Origin of the sequence: Sporocytophaga sp. (genome assembly GCF_017745095.1) — a bacterium.
Classification (GTDB): Bacteria; Bacteroidota; Bacteroidia; order Cytophagales; family Cytophagaceae; genus Sporocytophaga.
On sequence record NZ_JAGHZZ010000060.1, the window covers coordinates 44,930 to 63,597 of the forward strand.

The following is an 18,668-nucleotide window of genomic DNA, read 5'->3' on the forward strand; positions in this document are numbered from 1 at the left end:
GGGCAAGAAATAAATTTGCCCTTTTTAATTTTCAATTTTCCCTTTTTTAAAAATCCTTTTTTTAATCCCTCACCAATATTCCCAATACTTTTATTCCATTCATCTTCATCATTTAAGGGTTTTATCTAAATAAGATATCAATACAACTACATGATGATATTCCATTTAAAGTTTTGAAAACTTCTTTTATCCTTACCAGTTAACCAATTGAAATTTAATTCCCATTCATATGTTATTCAGCGAAAGAAAAATTACAATTTCTGTTTTACTGTTTCTGATTTTTCCTTCTATATTTTATTTTCTATTAAAAGCCTCATCAAAAGATACCTCAAAAAAATATTTGTCCAAAGTTGTGCTTCATCCAAAATCCAATAATAAACAACTTACAAAAAATAGTAATCTATTAAGAAGGTTAAGCTCTACAGAAAAGGTGACAGGTGCCAAAATAACAATCATATTCAACTCCAAGCCTTTGAATTATAGTCTTACAAAATGTCCCCTCATGTATAATAAAGATTTCGCCTTTAGTTTCACACTGGACGATGGAAAAGCCTGTGCATATGATTATGCATATCCTTTAGTCAATGGGGGCACAAATTATAAGCTCAACAAGGATTTCCCCGGACTTTTCTTTTCTGATGGATGTGGCAATAGCATTCCTTTTAAATTGGGTATAGCCATGTGTAGTACCAATGGAAGAGGCGACGACAATCACGTAAAAAAGAACAATGAAGACATGACATGGGATGAACTGAAGATAATGTATCAAAATGACTGGGATGTTCTTAATCATAGTTTTTCACATCAAACAGGACCGGATACCGACTATGAATACCAGATATCACAAAACATAAAATATGTATATGATAAGACAAATATTACGATGACACATTTTGTAATACCAGGAGGAGATACAGGATATGCTGAGCCTGCGATAAGACTGGGAATGAAATCAATTTATAATCAGAAGTTTTTCAAAGGCATAAATGGTATAAAAATCGATACTCTTAAAAATCTGAAGCACTATGAAATGTTCAGGCAATTTCTGGATGAAGTTAATCTTAATAGATATATTGGTAAATTAGATGAAATAGCAGCTCAAAGTTCATCTGATAATCACATTTGGTATTCAGCTTTTACTCATCAGGTGGGCGAAGTTCTTCAAGGTGGAAGTATCGCATATCCAACTTTTGAAAACTACATGAACAGTCTTGAACAAAAATTTGGTATAAAAGGAAAAGACAATATGTACATGGCTCCACTTCAGGAAGTTTATGAATACATTCAAACCCGCAACTGCGTTGAAACAATTACAGAACAGTTTGGAGATACATTAATACTTTATCTTGATTTCTCAGAAATGCCTGATCAAAGAAGATATCAGCTTTCCCTCAATTTGAACTGTGATGCAATGATTGACAAAATAATCACCGAAGATAATGTCAACTTTATTAGCTATAATAACGAAGACTCTACCAAACTTATTAATTTAAAATGGAGTTCTAAACCTCAAGCAGTGCATGAAACCGGACAAGCTCCGATTCCACTTAGTAATACTCCCAGTATATTCTCAGACAATAAGTTAAATGCTTATCCCAATCCAGTTTCTGACAAGCTATTATTAACTATTCCTGAAATAGCAACTAATAACCCAGAAATAGCAATAGTCGATATGAATGGCAATTCTACTTCTGTCAATTCATTTACTTTTACTGACAATAATACTATTGAAATAAATCTCGTTTCATTTAACCTCTCCGAATCCATTTATTACATAAGGATAAAATCAGATGACGAGCAACTGAGGTTTAGCAGGATATACTGGAAAAAGAAATAATAAAAGATAAAGAGGCAAGAGTACCCAAATAACCACTAAGGAAGAAAACATAAATTTTATCTTTCTTCCCGATGCACTACACCTTTGAATTTCTCTTTTCTTTTTTTTTAATAAATTGCAGGAAAAATCAACACTTTAGAATCATAACCCTGAAAATTAGCTTGCAATGTTTATTCATCATGGAAGAGAAAGAACTTTCAAACATAATCTTCAGATTGCATCTCTGCTCTCATTGGTGGCAGGAATAGTAAATGTTGCAGGCTTTTTATCCGTAGCAAAATTAACTACAAATATTACAGGTCATTTTGCTTTTTTTATTGACGAAGCATTTAAGCTGAACGCAATCCAGACAATCCTTTACTTTGTATTTATCTTAGCATTTTTTTTCGGTTCATTTGCTTCTGGCTTACTGATAGAAATATTTTCAAGGAAGAATGCCAGATTTGTCTATATAGTTCCAATTATCCTTGAGAGCTTTATTCTAACTTTAACAGGTTTACTGAGTAAGAATTTCATAGATACCAATGCAAATCTTATTGCAACAATATTACTTTTTGCAATGGGCTTGCAAAATTCCCTGGTTACCAGAATCAGTAATGCCACAGTAAGAACAACACACTTAACAGGGCTCTTTACCGATCTAGGAATTGAATTGTCACAACTATTCTTTTATACAGAGTTAGAGCAAAAGCAAAAGTTACACAGATCCATTAAACTTCGATTTACCATCATTTCATTTTTCTTTCTTGGAGGCTTGTTTGCCGGAATTCTTTATGACTTCATTCAAATAAAAGTGCTACTATTGGGATCTATTATATTGGTAGCGGGAATTATATATACCTTCAAAAAACAACATTCTGAATCTACAACACTTATGAAACAAGACATTAAAAACTAAAAAAGATAATCCTTCATAAAAGAAGGATTATCATGAACAACAATCTTAATTTCTATTATACTTTCGAACTTCCTGAATGAGGTGTATGAATAAATTTTTTATTAGCTCCTTTTAATTTAAACAACACCAAAAGCATAACTATAAAAGCCTTAGGCAGCTGCGCTATTGCCTTCAAATTCTTCTTAGTAAAGAATTCCGCAGGTACTGCAATAGTCAATCCCAACATCTGAACGAGGAACAAACTTATCCAATAGAACGATCCTGGAAATGCTACTATTCCTGTGACAAATTCAAATATTGCAGATACTACTGCTGTCACTCCAGTCACTCCCAGTAGTAACACCCTTGGTGCCAAAAATTGCTGAAATGCTTTATCAAAGAAATCCATATTGCCCTTTGTTATAAGATGCCAAAGTCCTTGAAAGAAATATTGTCTAAAATAGTGCAATTGAGCAGATATCCATCTCCTTCGTTGATTTTGAAACACTTCAGCATTTTCAACCTTTTCATCCAATATATAGGCATCTTCTACATATTCAATTTTAACCTTATCTCTCAGAAGCTTATGTTCCAGCTCTTTATCAAAGCCTCCAATAGCATTGTTGGTAGCCATAACCTTCTTAAAATACTTATAATGAAAGGCCATCCCCGATCCGATAAGCCCGGAGGAAAGTCCTAGAACTCTGTGGCCTCTTCTATAAATATGGTTGTTAATTTCTTCGCTCACGGCATCCAATATGGCGAAGTTAGTATTCATATTTTTTGCAACTCTGTGCCCTTGTACTGCACCTATGCCTTTAACAGATATAACAGAATTTAATTTTCTTATAAAATCCGCTTTCATAATATTGTCAGCATCCAACACAAGAGCATAATCATAAAGGTTTTCATCGAGTTGATTAAGTGCAACATTCAGTGATTTTGCCTTTGTGCTTTTATCAAAGGAAACTTCAATCACTTTAATGGGCATTGATTTCAACAAATTCAATGTGCTGTTTTGCAATGAATCAGCTATCACTATTACGTCATACAGATGTTGAGGATAATCTTGGTTCAAAGCTTCCTTTGCTGAGTTAAGAATTACCTCATCCTCTTTATATGATGGAATAAATACAGCAAACCTTCCAGACGGTTCTCTAAATTTATACCTTCTGAGTCCACCAAGCCTTCCGGCAAAAGAAAACAGAAATCCATAAAATACACAGACAGACAAATAAACAAATAGAACTAATAGTATAATTTTAATAGCGATCATGCGGCTTCAAGTTTAATCCTTTTATTTTCCAATAATGCTTTGTTTTTAAAATTCCATAAATACCCTTTCATAAAAGCCTTTGCAAAATCTACCTTTTTTGAGAACAGATAAGTCAATAAATTTTTGGGTAGCGCTACGAAAGTAAAATAGATCATGCTTAAGTAAAGTGTTAACCCTTTTACATTTCTGCGCATAAATAACAATCTGTTCCTTGTGAGGTAGTAAATCTTCATAGGATTAAGTTTACCTACTGTCGCAGACTCTTTATGAAACACATTTGAATTACCTACAAACCAGATTGAATATCCGGCATCTTTTATTCTTTCACAAAAATCAAGTTCTTCATAATAAAGAAAGTACATTTCAGGCATTAAACCCACCTCCTGAATTACTTTGCGGGGAATCATCATTGCAGCTCCATGTCCATATGGAGTGCAGCAACAATGGTTGTACTGCCCATTATCTTTTTCATGTTGTCCGATATATTTATTTCTTCCTGAAATAGGATTGATTGTCGTACTTCCAGCGAATTGAATTCTGCGATCACTATGATAATATATCAACTTCGCCGTTGCTGCTCCTGCACCAGGATCAGACTCCAACTTAGAAACAAGAGGTTCCATAAAATCAGGAGCTACTTCCGTATCATTATTCAACATAAGGAAATATTTACCTTTTGCAGCTTTGAAGCCAATATTATTGCCGCCAGCAAATCCATTGTTATTTTTATTTCTGATCAGCCTTATTTCCGGATACCTTTCTTTTATAACACCAGGATCTTCTTTTGAATGATTATCTACAACGATTATCTCAACATTCGGATAAGTAATTTTCCTTAAAGACTCAAGAAGTGCACATGTCACATCAGCTCCATTATAATTTATTGTTACTATTGAGACCAACGGGTAAATATCCTCTCTCACATTTCTCATATCAAAATGATTTAATAATACCAACCCACCGCTTATTGATTTCAATAAATAGAATTAGTAAGGAATAAAGAATCAGGTTATCTATAAAAAATATTATCCTTTCCGCAGTTCCAACTATTCTCTTATTACATCATCAGTCAATGAGTTCTTTTAAGAGAAACTAACAAAAAATAAAGATTGTTAAAAAGGGCCTGCAATCTAATACCGATCAGGACTTTACAGGCTCTGTACTTTTAGAAGTTTCATCAGTATCCAAAGATGGACCGAGAAAAATAACACCAACAGAGATGCTCCAAAACACAATTGTAGGGAACTGAGCCAACACCTGATTACCATAACTCGCTACAAGGATCCCAAAGACACCGGCATACAAAGCCATCATCTTCTGCTTCAGAAAAGGATCACGGAGGTTATAAATAAGGTAGAAACCTCTTGCCAGAATAAACAACAGTGTAAGTATATGAATCGTCAATCCAACAATTCCTGTCTCTGCCCAAATCCTGACATAGTGGCTATCCGGAGGTGTTTCAGCTAAAAAAGTTCCTGGACTGAAACGGCTCCCCCAATAACCAATTGTACCTATTCCTCCCCCTATTGGTCTTGATGCAAGATAAGCTTTTAACTTTCTCTGGTTTTCAAGCCTTACCTTGAAAGAAGGGTCACTTTGAGGGTTCACAGCACTTCTCATCCTTTGAATCTGGTAATTAGACTGGCCTATGAAAGTAAACCTTAAAAAACAGAATACTGCAGCCATCGCAATAAATCCAAGTGTAAATATTCTGAAGTTCTTAGTGAGCAAGAGATAAAACAACACGCCAATAAATACAAACATAGCCCCTCTGGTTCCTGATATAGCCATTCCCCAGAAACATAGTACACCTACTATAAAATAAAATACCGATTTAAAATTGGAGCTAGATTTCAGTGACAATATAATTGCTACAAGAGAAGAAAAAGACATAAAGGCACCAAACTGTCCTGCATCAGAGCAAAATGAAAAATATCTTATTTTACCAAATAAAATGTGTGTATCTGCAGCTGTTTCCAGCCAAGCCTTCTCCACATGGTCAAGACCGATATACATTTGCTTCATTCCATATAGAGCACAAACCAAAGCCCCAATCATCCATAAATTAATAAACACATCAATCAGTTTCTCTGATTTCAGCACAAGGAATGTTAGTATAATAAGGAATATGATATAGAAGGATATTGCTCTTACTGCAAAGAACCATGCTTTAAAACTTACAGCTTCCGGATTTAGAATTTCGAGCATTGTAAAACCTACCCACAATAACATTACCCAAATTAGACCATTATTCAGTTTTTTGATATTATCATAAGAAACATTAAACAGTGCAGAGAATAGGGAAATAACAAGCACAATATCGAGAGTTGTCCCTAAAGGAGCGGAAACATATCTGGTGACACCATTTACAATCATGCCAACCACCATGGCCATGATCATACCTGATATGGGATATGAGAATATAATGGCCAAAGCCACGAATACTAATGGCAGAGAAGCTGCTGCTGCAGTAATAACAATGCCACCTTTGGCAAACAGCAAACCTAAAAAATAGGCAATTAGCAACAGTAAAGGCCATTGACCATATTTTTTCACATTTTCGATTAAGACATCACGATCGAGCATCAGTCAACACTGAAATTTAGTTTACTCTTCAACTTTTTAACAGAACTTTTGATTTCTTTAAATCCTTCCGAAAATAATCTTGAAGGTATTATCTTAATATCTTTCCTTAAGAAGAATAGCCCCATAATGACTCCTGCAGAAAAGGTAAGTATGGAAACGATGGCAACAGGCCATAACATACCAAAGGACTTAATTACAATGAATACGCCAAGCGAATTGATACATACCATTACAATTACCTTGAACATATTTTGCTGAGGCCTACTGAGAACGTCCAAGGCCATTCCTGAATATCTGTCAAGTGGCATTAAAGCAGCATGAAGAGCAAATATCCTTAGAATATTTGCAGATTCAGCATATCCCTCCCCGCCCAACAAAATCACTAGATATTCAGCAAATATTATACAAAACACCACCACAGGAAACAACATAATGCTGAACATACCTGCACTTCTTTCAAGCTTTTTACTAAGCCCTTGAAGATTTTTACTATTCACCAATCGGGAAAAAGAAGGCAAAGCTGTTGCGGCGAAACTTCTCAAAGGTATTTCAACCAATTCAAATAATTTAAGCGGGATATTAAAAATTGCCACAGCCTCTCCACCCAACAAAGCTCCTATCAAAAATGTATCCGAGCTCCTTAATAAATTAGCGCCCACCATAGTACCCATACTAAACTTTCCGAAATTAAATAAATCCTTAACTTTCTTCCACTCTGCCAATCTAATGCTTCTTATACCAGTCCATCCGGCAATCAGACAAAATAAACTTCCTGTAAAATTTGAAATCAGGTAAGACTGTACAATAAACTCTTTACCTCTATGCAAATACAATTCTGCAAATAGTAACAGTATAAATACACCTTGGCTAATCAGACGGATATAAATAATCTTATTAAACTTCATATCTATCTGCAATATCCATGAAGAAAAGTTATAAGGAAGAGTAACAATTATTAATATCCAGAAATAGTTGAAAAAATAAATTGCTTCCTCTGATTTAATATAATAAAGCATTACCTGCTTAAGCAGAAAACTTAATACTACAAAAGAAATGGTAATCAGAATCGCAAATAACCAAGCGCTTCCGATTACCTTTTCTTTCTCACTATCACTAACACCTGAGCAAAATTTAACCAGTGGAGTCTGCAAGAATCCCACTCTTAGTAATTCAATAAAGACATACACAGTAATGAACAATATCCAATTACCGAAATCTTCCTTTGTGAATATTCTTGCGAGCAATGCAAAACTTACAAAACCCAAACCTGCTGCAATGACATTACCTGTTAAAGAAAGAATATTATTATTGGACAAAATCTTCTTTAAAAACTTCATATAACTCTTTCCTTTTTCAACTCCAGCATCCTCTCAATTATTGAAGAGAATTGCTCAACTCTATTTTCCCACGAATTATGTTTTGAAAATTCTATTCTGGATTTCATTCTCACTATAGAATCATTGTATAAAGCATCTTTGAGACTATTGAGAAACGTTTCTTTTGTATTGGCAATCCAAACGTGCTTATCAAACTCCGGAATCTTTGCAAAATCAGTCATAACAACTGGTTTACCAGCTGCCATATATTCATTGATCTTCAGTGGATATACTCCACTTGTAACCTCATTCTTTAGGTATGGTATGATGCCTACATCTATATCCTTAAGAAGTGATGGAATTTCGTAGGGCTTACGGCTTCCCATAAATTTGGCATTGGGATATTTCTTCAATGCCATTCTTGCCATTTCGTTCGTCACTCTTCCAATGAATTGAAATTGCACTTCCGGAAGCATTTTGATCGAATAAGATAAAAGTTCATAATCAAATCTTTCATCTATACTTCCTGTATACCCCACAATTCTTGGGGCATGAGGTGATTTTATCTTAACATCTGCTACTGAATTGAAATGTTCAAAGTCTACACCATTTTTGACCACAAAGCAATTCTGATGAAGAGGATTCTTTGACTTATATAAAGCATCAGATGTTGTAATTACTGCGTCTGTTTTTTTTATATATTCCTTTTCTATTTCCGGACCATGAAAGTGATACCACTGATCACCTTTAATCTCATCATAGCAATAATAAATATTTAAGAGTTCATTAAAATCACCCACCAAAGGCAGTCCAAAGAATGGATTGTATCCATTGACTACAATTGGATTTTCCATGTTCAATGTCTTTAGTGCTCGTTGAATTGCTCCCCTTACCAGATTACCATTAAGTTTCAGCATTACCCTATACGGGTTTTCATTTTTTATCCAGTTGATAGGCAATACCGGTGGAGGTGTAAGCACATGGATCTCACTTCCATAAACAGTATTTACAGTTCTCAGGCGATTTTCAAGTCCTATCATTCTTGTAATAGGCACTTTCTGCTTTCCGGATAAAGCCGCAATAATATCTTTTACCGTATACTCATAATCAACAAACAGAACTCTGTTTTGCTTACTTAAAATACTCATCATTTTCACAACAGTATTTACAAAGTCCTTATCCCACGTAGTAAGCGCCATGCACAGGATATTTTTATTCCGGATCATAAGATACTTTATTTTTCTTGGTCACACTTTTATCCTGATTTTCTTTGCTGACAAGTTTTGCAGAGAACCATTTCGGCACCCTTCCATAAATCTGTATCAGTCTGTCGGTAGTAACTTTGTTAAGAACCAATAATGGTTTTGATTTCAATACCTTTGTCAGCAAACCTGAAAGATAATTATCAGAATCCTTCCAAGGTCTATCAGCCCTGAGTACCAATAGGCACAGATCAGCTTCTTTAACCAAATGCAGAGGAAGTTGATATTCTTGAAGAGAAGGAATTTCAAGAAAAACAAAATCTGCTTTATCTATCGTCTTAAGTATTTCACTGATCTTATTTGCTGGAACCATCCTTTCAATAATTTCATAATGTCTGACTTTCACCTTTGAAATATCTACAACCTCCCGTTTGTCAATACTTTCAGGACGATAGCCAGTTTCTGATCCAGGTGTAAATATTTCTGAAACATATCCAAGGTCAGAAATACGTTTAGCCATTTTGTAAATCATCCATGTCTTCCCTTCTGAAATCTGTGTACCGGCAACAAGGATAACTTTTGTTTTCTTTGTTGGAGCAGACTTTTCAGTTTCCAACACAATCCTGTTAACCGCTTGTTCTATAAGGGAATCTTCAAAATACTCTGTAATCCTGTTTCTTTGAGTCACTTTTGGCAGTATACCGGCAACCTCAAATCCGGTCAGGCGCTCTGCTCTTGAGGAGTTTTTAACAGAAGAGTCCAATAACTCTTTCGCCAGATAGAAACTTAGTAGCAACAAAAAGGAAGCTATCATTGCGAGCGGAATCAAAACAAAATCTTTTGAAGCGATAGGTTTTACCGGATAAAAAGGCTGATCCAGAAGCTTAATATTACTTGACATTTTCACATTCTGATACCTCTGCTGGTTCATATTAAGAGCTTCCAGTTTATCCATATATTCTTTCTCTGCTACCTGCACATCTCTTTTCAAAGTAAGTAACAACGAACCCAGAGGCGTAAAATCATTATAATCAGAATTAAAGGAATTATAACGCTCTTGCATAATCTTAAGTCTTGCCCCACTCTCCTCAACTATCAAGACATTGCTTAGCCATTGCTGAAGAATATTATCACTTGGAATACCTTCATGACTATTATTGATAGAGTATAGATTATTTACGAGATCTTTAAGCTCTTTTTTAATTGCATCTGCTTTTTCTGTTAATTCTTTTATTTTTTCTTTCGTTTCTCCGAAGTTTTGAGCATTTGCAATCTTATAATTAATATCAGACAGCTCTTGCCTTTTAGCCAATACTCTGTCATTACTTTCCATAATATTCTTTCTGCCTTTCAGTCTTTCTTCAAGACTTACAAGGCTAGCCTGAGCTGAAGCAAGAGTCATCTTTTCCTTTTCAATCTCGTCTGCATACGTTTGTCTTGACTCTGACAATACTTTTGCCTGTTCGTCAAAATTGATAATCTTATTTTTTACCTGGAATTCTTTAAGTTTAAGTTCAGCATCAGTAAGTCTTATCCTTGCTTTATCAGTCTGATTGGAATAATAGTTGACTACATTTTTAACTTCTGATTCTTTTATGTCACTATATTTTCTTATAAAGATTTGAGCAAGCAATAAAAGAGTCTGTTGACAAATAGCCGCATCATTAGCTGTGTAAGATACGTCCAGCATATCACTGTTTTCTTTTCTATTAGCGTTTACTCTTCCTCGGATCTTATCTACTCCATATATCCCGTTTTGGGATGCTACAAGTGCTGAGAATACATTGAATTTATTTTTGCTTATATAAGCTTGCATCTTTTCATAAGTAGCCTCCGGTGTGGCTGCTTTTACCTGATGCAAAACAGAATCTGGCACTATAGATTTTATTTCACTATACTTCTCAGGAGAGATGTATCTCAAATCCGGTTTATCTAAGGTTATATGAGATGCAATAAGCCTTAAAGAAACCTCCTGTATTGTTTCTCTGGACTTTAAAGTATTTAAAAGATTATCGAAAGCATTACTTACAGCGTTGTGATCAAGCCTTGGATGCTCTTCTGTGGTTACATTATATCCGCTTGCAACTCCTGTATAAATCAGACATGTAGAAGCATATTCCTTTTCCCTCTTCCTTGTTTTCATGTAAACCAGTGAAGCCACTGCAACAGGAAAAAGTATCAGAAGCATCAAGTGCTTTCTGAGTATCCTAAATATATCACCAAAGGTCATTTTTGTTTAATTAAAGAACCAATACTCACCCCTATTAAATATTCGAATTGTTTGTAAACTGTATTATAATCTTTTCTGGCAATCTCATAGTTAGATTCAGCCATAAAAAGAGTATTACTTACTGAGGAATAATCTTCAAGAGAGATTGTTCCTTCCTTAAATTGTTTCTCAGCCATCTGATATACAAGTTGCGAATTCTGAAGGCCTTCGCTTCTTATTTTCAAAAGCTTCTGGGCTACAATCAAATTGTTGTATTCAGCTGCTATTTGCCTTTTTAATTCTACTATTACCCTATCTCTATTACTTTGAGCCATTTCCAGTTCGGCCTTACTAAACTTTATTCTATTGTGTCTGGCCGTTATATCAAACAGTGGTACACTCACGTTTACTCCTACTCTGTATCCGTTAAGAAAATTTGTCTGGCGGTTAAAGTCTCCATATGATACACCAAACTTCTGGTCACCTGTGGCATAGTTACCAAAGGCCTGGATGTCTTTTTGCCAATCCTTTCTGGCTAAATGAATTTCCTGTTTACGAGCCTTTATACTAGCATCCTCCACTTTTATGTATGGAGATTTATCAACTGCAATCGAAATGATTTCATCCAGGGGAAGTAATTGCGTTTCAAGATCCTGAAGAACAATAACACTATCCTTATGTACTTGTCCGAAGGATGTAACCGAAAACAGAGTGGATATCAAAAGAAGCATACCATAAGCGGAATGCTTATTATTCCAAAGGGTATTCATACTATACATTTTCTTTCTGTAATAATGCAGGAATTGTTTTCGCAATAATTTTCAGATCTCTCAAGAATGAATAATTCCTGGCATAGTCATTATCCAGCTGAATTCTTTCAGCCTCCGACATTTCCTTAGTTCCTCTTTTTGTCACCTGCCAAAGACCTGTAATACCTGCAGGAGCAAGGAATCTTAGGGTAAACTGATCCACTGTAATCTTTTCAGCTTCATAAAGCGGAAGCGGACGATTACCAACAATAGACATATCGCCTTTCAATACATTGAAAAGTTGAGGCAGCTCATCTATACTAGTATTCCTTATAAACTTACCGATCTTGGTAATTCTTGGGTCATTACTTATTTTTATAAATGCGGCAGCATCCTTTTCTTTCTTTTCCAAAAGGAATCTCTTTTCACAAATTTCTTTTCCATCCAAGAAAAGCATGGACTGACAAACCTTATTTCCTCTTGCACACTCTTCACAAAGGTTTGTGTGCTGAGACTTTTCTTCAACAGCTACAGTAGTTTCTTTTTTATTGTCACCTTCAGCACCTTTTTTATTTTTATTATATTGATTCAAGTGTGCTAGATCCTTTAACTTCTTATCAGCATCGGCGCTCATTGAGCGAAACTTATAGAAGTCAAAAATCTTGTATCCAGTACCAACCCTTTTCGCAGCATAAAAAACAGGGCCTCTTGATTCCAGCCTTATTAATATAGCAAGCAAAAGAAAGAATGGACTTAGAAATATAAGTGCTAGTGTTGCAAATACAATATCAAATATCCTCTTAACTAAAGGAATCTTATACTCTGGATGCTTTACAAAGCCCTCTTTATACGCTCGTTTGTAATGAATTTTATTTTCTATTAGGTAATTTAACCTTAATGCAAATGGATCTTTCGAGACATTCTGTTCGAAAATTTCGGATACACTATGTTTAAGCATTTCGGAGCGGACCTGCCCTGTAATGCTGTCAACAAGAAAAACAAAAGGAACCGGCTCTACATCCGATTGTTTTAAATGCTGCAACAATAACAGCCCATTCGGGCTGTGTAATTGTCCAGCAGAAATTATTGCATCGATTTTATTACCCTTAGAATGCCATTCGAAAAACTTAAACCCGTTTTCAAAATGTATAACATCAAACCCATCTGCCATTCGAGTTGAAAATGATTCTAGCCGATCCGTCTGATTGTCTATATAAGCCAGCTTCTTCTGTGTAATAAGCTCCATACTGATTTTTTACTTATAAATTCTTTTGAAAATATTTTCTACTCTTATTTCAAGTTCTTCAGGATTGAATGGTTTCATCATAAAATCATCAGCGCCACACTTAAGACACTGAATCCTCACGCTGCTTGATTCATAACTTGATAGAATTAGGAGTGGTACCTCTCTGAAAAATCCACTGGACCGGATATGTTTAATAAATTCAAATCCATCCATCTCGGGCATACGCAAATCACATATAATCAAATCCGGTATATTCCCCTCATGCATCCACTCAAATGCTTCCTTACCATTTGCTTTTTTTACTACATTATATTTTTTGCACAATGTGCAATTAATTATATCTAAAGTTGACTCAACGTCATCAATTGCAAGAATAGTTTTCCCCTTCTCTGCCACAAGTTTTTCAACTGTTGGCAATGCCTTTTCCATTATTTCCATACTAAATTAAATTATCGCCTTCTGCCTCGTATCTAATTATAAATTCTCATTGGATTATTCAGCAACTTTGTGTGCTGCTTACATAATTTCAACTCAAGAGCATATTATTTGTTCAGTGCAAACAGAGGGTTTGGAAGCCTCTCTAGCATTTCACACTTCGCCCTATACTTGCCTCCTCAGGATCAATCGATTAAAAACAAGTGTTCAAATTTCTAAACTTACATTCAAATTTATCTTTCACTTTAAAGAACATTTCTATAGATTTATTGACAAATAAAATATTATGGTACAGGAGAGATTAGCTGAATTGCTTAAGAAAAAAGGTATAGGGCCTGAAGGCAGCAAAAGTCTTACAACAGAAGAGCTCAATGAGCTTGAACATTTACTTAAATCTCCTGATGTAAGCCTTACCACTGTCGCCACAATGGTAACAGCTTTGCTTACACTTGAACCCAATAATCAGGAAAAAGAATGGATAGAAAAGATTAAAGCTGCTCCTTCAAAATTTCTTCCGAATGAAATTGTACCATTTTTCACCGGTGATACAAGGGACAATTTCTATAAGCTAATCCTTAAAGTCATAAAACACGAAAACTTATCCAAAGAAGAAGCTGAAAGCGGAATAGAACAATTATTCCATATTCAAACACCAGAATACCTTAAAGGTGCTTTCCTAGAATCACAAAGGTTAAAGAGAGAGACATTCATTGAAAACAAAGCTTTCTTTTCAGGTTTGTGGAATAAAGTAGAGAGAGTAAAAACTGATCTTCCTGTAGTAGTTGATATTGCGGATAGCTATGATGGTTTTAACCGAACTTCTAATTTTTCACTATTTACTGCAGCATTGCTGGCATCACTAGACATTCCCTGTATTATTCACTCTATCGATAAAGTTGCACCTAAAGAGGGCTATACCTCCCACCAACTTTTGAAACTGGCAGGCAAAGATCCACTCAAGTCTGTTTTGCATGCTAAACAAGCATTGGAAAACAAGTCGATAGGATTAGCCTATCTGGATCAGCAGATATTTTTTAATAATCTATTTCTGCTTAAGAAGATGAGAAAGGAAATGGTTAAACGTCCTTTCCTTGCAACTTTTGAAAAACTTTTACAACCAATCCAAAGCACTCAGGGAAACTACCTTGTTTCCGGATATACACATCCACACTATAAGGAAGAAGTTGTAAAACAGCTGAAGGAACAGGGAGAATGTAAAATGGCCCTTATCTTTAAGGGACTAGAAGGGTCAACACAGTTAACACTAAGCAGAGGTTCTACCGCTATATTTTATGATGGCAATGAAATAAATGAGTCATTGGTTTCCCCTGAGGATTTTGAGCTTCCTCTTGTGGAAAGTAAACAAGATAAAAGCATCAAACCTGAAGATGTATTATCGGAAGGATTAGCGGCACTTGAGGGAAAGAAAAATTATGCGAGGGAAGCTATCATATATCAAGCCGCAGTTATAATCACTAAGTTTAACCTAATACAACAAAAAGATCTAATTTCTTTATTGCAGCAAAAGCTTGATTCGGGGGAAGCATTGAATCGATGGAACATGCTGAATATTTAAGTAAAAAATTAGCCTTCAAGGAATTTTTTGAAGGCTAATTTACAATAATCAATTCTTCACAAATCTTGAAATATAAAGTACCCCACCTTCTTTTAAGATCATCACCGAATAAATTCCCTCTCTTAAACTAGTGATATCTATCGACTCTTCATTTGTAGGGAAGCTACCATTGAGAACTTCTCTTCCTTCGTTGTTATAAATTTTATAATAAGTATTCAGAACACCTTCGATTGAAATTTTAATTCTGTCTTTTGCCGGATTCGGCGACAGGCTTACAGCCCTCCCTAACATATTTGGATAAAGGCCTAATACTAAGTCGAGAGGTTTACCCTTTTCGATTGTTCCTTTTTTATAATAAACTAATTGACGGCTATCTTTAGATAATATATCTCCAGATAAATTATAGTATGGTCCACCCAACCCCTGTGCGTACTCTCTATAGTAATCCATAGATGGAATTATATACATTTCTTGGTAGCAGGAATCACCTACTACCTTCCTAGAATAGCTACCGTCATTAACGCGTTTTATCATAACAGAAGGATCTCCCAAACGTAAAAACTGGGAATTATAAGATGCTTCAAAATCATCCTCATTTTTCTTTAAGGGTATTTGATTGATGCCATTTAGATCCGGGGTTAATGCAACTTTAATTAAAATTGTATCTAAATGTACAGTAAAGATTTCTTCCCCTCCATAAATACTTCCTTTAGTTTTATTCTCCAAAACCTCCATTTGATAAACTATTGAATCATTGCTGAAAGATTTCTCCAGGATAATCTGACGAATTTTATTCTCTACTATTTCCCCTGCATATATGGAATATTCTTCAATGTGAAACTCATCATCAACTTCAAAATCATAGATCTCTTTTTCAGTTATATTTTTAACACCTATGTTAAATTGATCCACTCCTGCAAGCAGCAAGGAATTGGTATCTTCAGGGAAATGGAGTATATCATATGTTTTAACGAATCCATATTTTTTACTGATCTTCCATTCCCTACCATTGAAGGGATGGCTTAATGGGCTGTTGTCTTCATTTTTATTCAAAGAAACAGTTATAGTCAAAACAGAGTCTGTTACCTGATCTTCATATATATTAAAAGTTTCCAATCCTTTACCGATCACGGTAGCTAAAAAATGATTCTGTTCGGTTTGGAAAAAGATCCAGGAGTCATTTACGTTTGCATATTTTTTGAATATAAGGGAATCATCATTGGAGTTAATAAAGATCTCTTGCTGATCTTTAGTCATAATTATGTTTTTCCCTGTCCATGCATAACCTCTGTTTGATATTATACATTCAGGTTCTCCTAAATCTGTACGCTTAAAAATCCTGAAATTATCATAAAGAGTATCTTCATTAACTAACCTAGTACTTTCTATACTAACAGGGATAAAGCTACCTGTAATCCCCCAGTCCATTTTCTGAAAGTTCTCCGGGGACTTAAAATACGTTGTGCCATCAGAGTGAATAGTCTTAAACTGAGCATATGAGTTTAAAGACAAAATTAAAAAAAACAATGGTAAAAATTTTCTCATAAAGTATTTATTAAAAATGAATGTGTAACTATTCAACTTGGGCGCCAAAAACATTAAAGATCCATAAACACTGCTCCTTCATGATATTAAATACATTTTGAGCCCACATAAATTAGACGTCATATTTACTAAATGTTCCCACTCTTAATACTTACTATTATAGTATATTACTTAAGCATTAAAAATTTTTACAAATTTTGCCCCCTCTATAGGGAAATAAAAGAATAGATAAAAAGTTTAAAACAAAATGGCCCTGAATAAAATCTACTCAGAGCCATTTAAAAAAGTTAATTAAAAACTAATTCTTCACAAATCTTGATGTATATATAACTCCTTCTTCTTTCATTATCATTAATGAATAGATCCCAGCTTTGAGGTTGTTCACATCAATGCTTTCTTCTGTACTCAAAAAGTTGCCGTTCAGCATTTCTCTTCCTTCAATGTTATAAATCTTATAACTTGTATTCAGAATCCCTTCGCTCGAAACTTTAATCCTGTCTGTAGTTGGGTTTGGAGAGAGGCTAATGGCCACGTTAAGCTTATTGGCATAAATTCCTAATACAAGGTTGTATGGAGTGCCCCATTCTTTAGATCCTTTTTTATAATATACCAATTGTAGTCCCTCTGTGGTAGGAAATAGGTAATTATCAATATAAGCTGAATAATAAGGGCCTCCTAAGCCTTCTATAAACAGAACATCCCTAGGGCTTCCATCAATCACTGCTTCATAACAAGTATCACTTGCTGGAGAATAAAAACTCAGATCATCCAATGACTTTGCCATAAGGGTGGTACTTTTATGTATATACTGATAGGTATACGCCGCAGCATTTCCCGGTAAAGGCTTACAAGGCAATTCATTTAAGTGTTCATAACTTGATTGAAAATAAAATTTCCACATAACAGTATCTACACTTGCAGAAAATGTTTCTCCTTGCTGAGTTCTTTGAGATACGTTATCGCTGATTTCAACATTATAAATAACGTTATCACTATTTAAACTTTTAGACAGAATCCGCTGAACCACCTTTCGTTCCTTATAATAATAGCCCTCTATATAATCACGGACATGCATTATATCTCCCTCTTCAAAATTAAAAACATCTGCTACGGTTAAATTCTTAACTCCTACATTTTCAAACCCAGCAAGTGTTAGAGTATTTGTATCAAGCGGAAAATTCAACAAATCATATGCTTTGATAAAGCCATAACTTTTACTGACTTTCCATTCCTTCCCATTAAAAGGATGCTCCAGCGAACTGTTATCAGAATTCTTTTTAAATGAAATTGAAATAGACATTACAGAATCGGTTACAGACGTCCCATAAATACTGAAGGTTTCTGGCTCCTTTTTGGTAACAGTAGCGACAAAATGGTTCTCATCTGAATTATAAAATATCCACGTATCATTCACATTTGCATATTTTCTAAATACTAAAGAATCATCATGTATATTGATATAAACTTCTTTCTGACCTTCGGTCATTAGAATTTTTTTTCCTGTCCATGCCCATCCTTTATTGGTCAGATAACAAGGATCGCCATATTCTGAATTGTTCTTGTTTCGCCTGAAGACATTGTAGTTATAATAAATTGTATCTGTTGCAACAACTTCTTTTCGTTCTATTGAGACAGGAATAAAATCTCCTGAAGGTCCGTACATTCCAAGCTTGCTTTGAGCTATGTCCTGGGACTTGTACTCATAAAAGCTTCTCTTATAAGGATAAAGGGTTTTAAACTGTGCCACTGAGCTTAAAGAACTGAATCCTAGAACAATGAGAAACAAAAATTTTGTAGTTATTTTATTCATATAA

14 protein-coding genes are annotated in these 18,668 nt (G+C 34.7%); 3 read left to right on the forward strand and 11 right to left on the reverse strand.

The window, feature by feature from the left end; translation table 11 throughout:
* Nucleotides 1–229: 229 nt before the first annotated feature.
* Nucleotides 230–1,837 carry a T9SS type A sorting domain-containing protein gene (locus tag J7604_RS26325; RefSeq protein ID WP_293903412.1) on the forward strand — a complete coding sequence of 536 codons (1,608 nt, stop codon included), beginning with the start codon at nucleotides 230–232 and terminating at the stop codon, nucleotides 1,835–1,837.
* 166 nt (nucleotides 1,838–2,003) lie between these two features.
* On the forward strand, nucleotides 2,004–2,735 hold the full coding sequence (locus tag J7604_RS26330; protein WP_293903415.1) for a YoaK family protein: 732 nt from the start codon (nucleotides 2,004–2,006) through the stop codon (nucleotides 2,733–2,735).
* A gap of 55 nt (nucleotides 2,736–2,790) precedes the next feature.
* Here the strand turns inward: J7604_RS26330 and J7604_RS26335 are convergent, their stop codons facing one another.
* From J7604_RS26335 to J7604_RS26375, 9 genes are all read right to left on the reverse strand, one after another.
* Entirely contained in the window at nucleotides 2,791–3,990 is a 1,200-nt protein-coding gene (locus J7604_RS26335; protein ID WP_293903417.1) for a glycosyltransferase family 2 protein, read from the reverse strand.
* Entirely contained in the window at nucleotides 3,987–4,922 is a 936-nt protein-coding gene (locus tag J7604_RS26340; RefSeq protein WP_293903420.1) for a glycosyltransferase family 2 protein, read from the reverse strand. Before J7604_RS26340 ends, J7604_RS26335 begins: the two co-directional genes overlap by 4 nt.
* Nucleotides 4,923–5,130: 208 nt before the next feature.
* Nucleotides 5,131–6,576, reverse strand: a complete 1,446-nt coding sequence (locus J7604_RS26345; RefSeq protein WP_293903422.1) for an O-antigen ligase — start codon at nucleotides 6,574–6,576, stop codon at nucleotides 5,131–5,133.
* Nucleotides 6,576–7,913, reverse strand: coding sequence for a lipopolysaccharide biosynthesis protein (locus J7604_RS26350; RefSeq protein WP_293903424.1), 1,338 nt, complete (start codon nucleotides 7,911–7,913; stop codon nucleotides 6,576–6,578). The genes J7604_RS26345 and J7604_RS26350 overlap by 1 nt, the downstream gene beginning before the upstream one ends.
* Nucleotides 7,910–9,118 carry a glycosyltransferase gene (locus J7604_RS26355; RefSeq protein WP_293903427.1) on the reverse strand — a complete coding sequence of 403 codons (1,209 nt, stop codon included), beginning with the start codon at nucleotides 9,116–9,118 and terminating at the stop codon, nucleotides 7,910–7,912. Before J7604_RS26355 ends, J7604_RS26350 begins: the two co-directional genes overlap by 4 nt.
* On the reverse strand, nucleotides 9,105–11,324 hold the full coding sequence (locus J7604_RS26360) for a hypothetical protein (protein WP_293903430.1): 2,220 nt from the start codon (nucleotides 11,322–11,324) through the stop codon (nucleotides 9,105–9,107). The genes J7604_RS26355 and J7604_RS26360 overlap by 14 nt, the downstream gene beginning before the upstream one ends.
* Complete coding sequence (locus J7604_RS26365) at nucleotides 11,321–12,073, reverse strand: TolC family protein (protein WP_293903433.1); 753 nt, start codon at nucleotides 12,071–12,073, stop codon at nucleotides 11,321–11,323. The genes J7604_RS26360 and J7604_RS26365 overlap by 4 nt, the downstream gene beginning before the upstream one ends.
* 1 nt (nucleotide 12,074) lies before the next feature.
* Entirely contained in the window at nucleotides 12,075–13,298 is a 1,224-nt protein-coding gene (locus J7604_RS26370) for a sugar transferase (RefSeq protein ID WP_293903436.1), read from the reverse strand.
* Nucleotides 13,299–13,307: 9 nt separating this feature from the next.
* Nucleotides 13,308–13,736 (reverse strand): response regulator, encoded by a 429-nt coding sequence (locus J7604_RS26375; RefSeq protein ID WP_293903438.1) that lies wholly within the window; start codon nucleotides 13,734–13,736, stop codon nucleotides 13,308–13,310.
* Nucleotides 13,737–14,019: 283 nt separating this feature from the next.
* On the opposite strand from J7604_RS26375, the gene J7604_RS26380 reads away from it, so the two are divergent.
* The gene (locus J7604_RS26380) at nucleotides 14,020–15,309 is read left to right on the forward strand and encodes a hypothetical protein (protein WP_293903441.1); all 1,290 of its coding nucleotides are present in this window, start codon (nucleotides 14,020–14,022) and stop codon (nucleotides 15,307–15,309) included.
* A 48-nt stretch (nucleotides 15,310–15,357) separates the two neighbouring features.
* Here the strand turns inward: J7604_RS26380 and J7604_RS26385 are convergent, their stop codons facing one another.
* Together J7604_RS26385 and J7604_RS26390 are read right to left on the reverse strand one after the other, a co-directional pair.
* A complete protein-coding gene (locus tag J7604_RS26385) occupies nucleotides 15,358–16,854 on the reverse strand; it encodes a T9SS type A sorting domain-containing protein (protein ID WP_293903444.1) in 1,497 nt (498 codons plus the stop codon).
* 298 nt (nucleotides 16,855–17,152) lie between these two features.
* A complete protein-coding gene (locus tag J7604_RS26390) occupies nucleotides 17,153–18,664 on the reverse strand; it encodes a T9SS type A sorting domain-containing protein (protein ID WP_293903447.1) in 1,512 nt (503 codons plus the stop codon).
* Nucleotides 18,665–18,668: the final 4 nt, after the last annotated feature.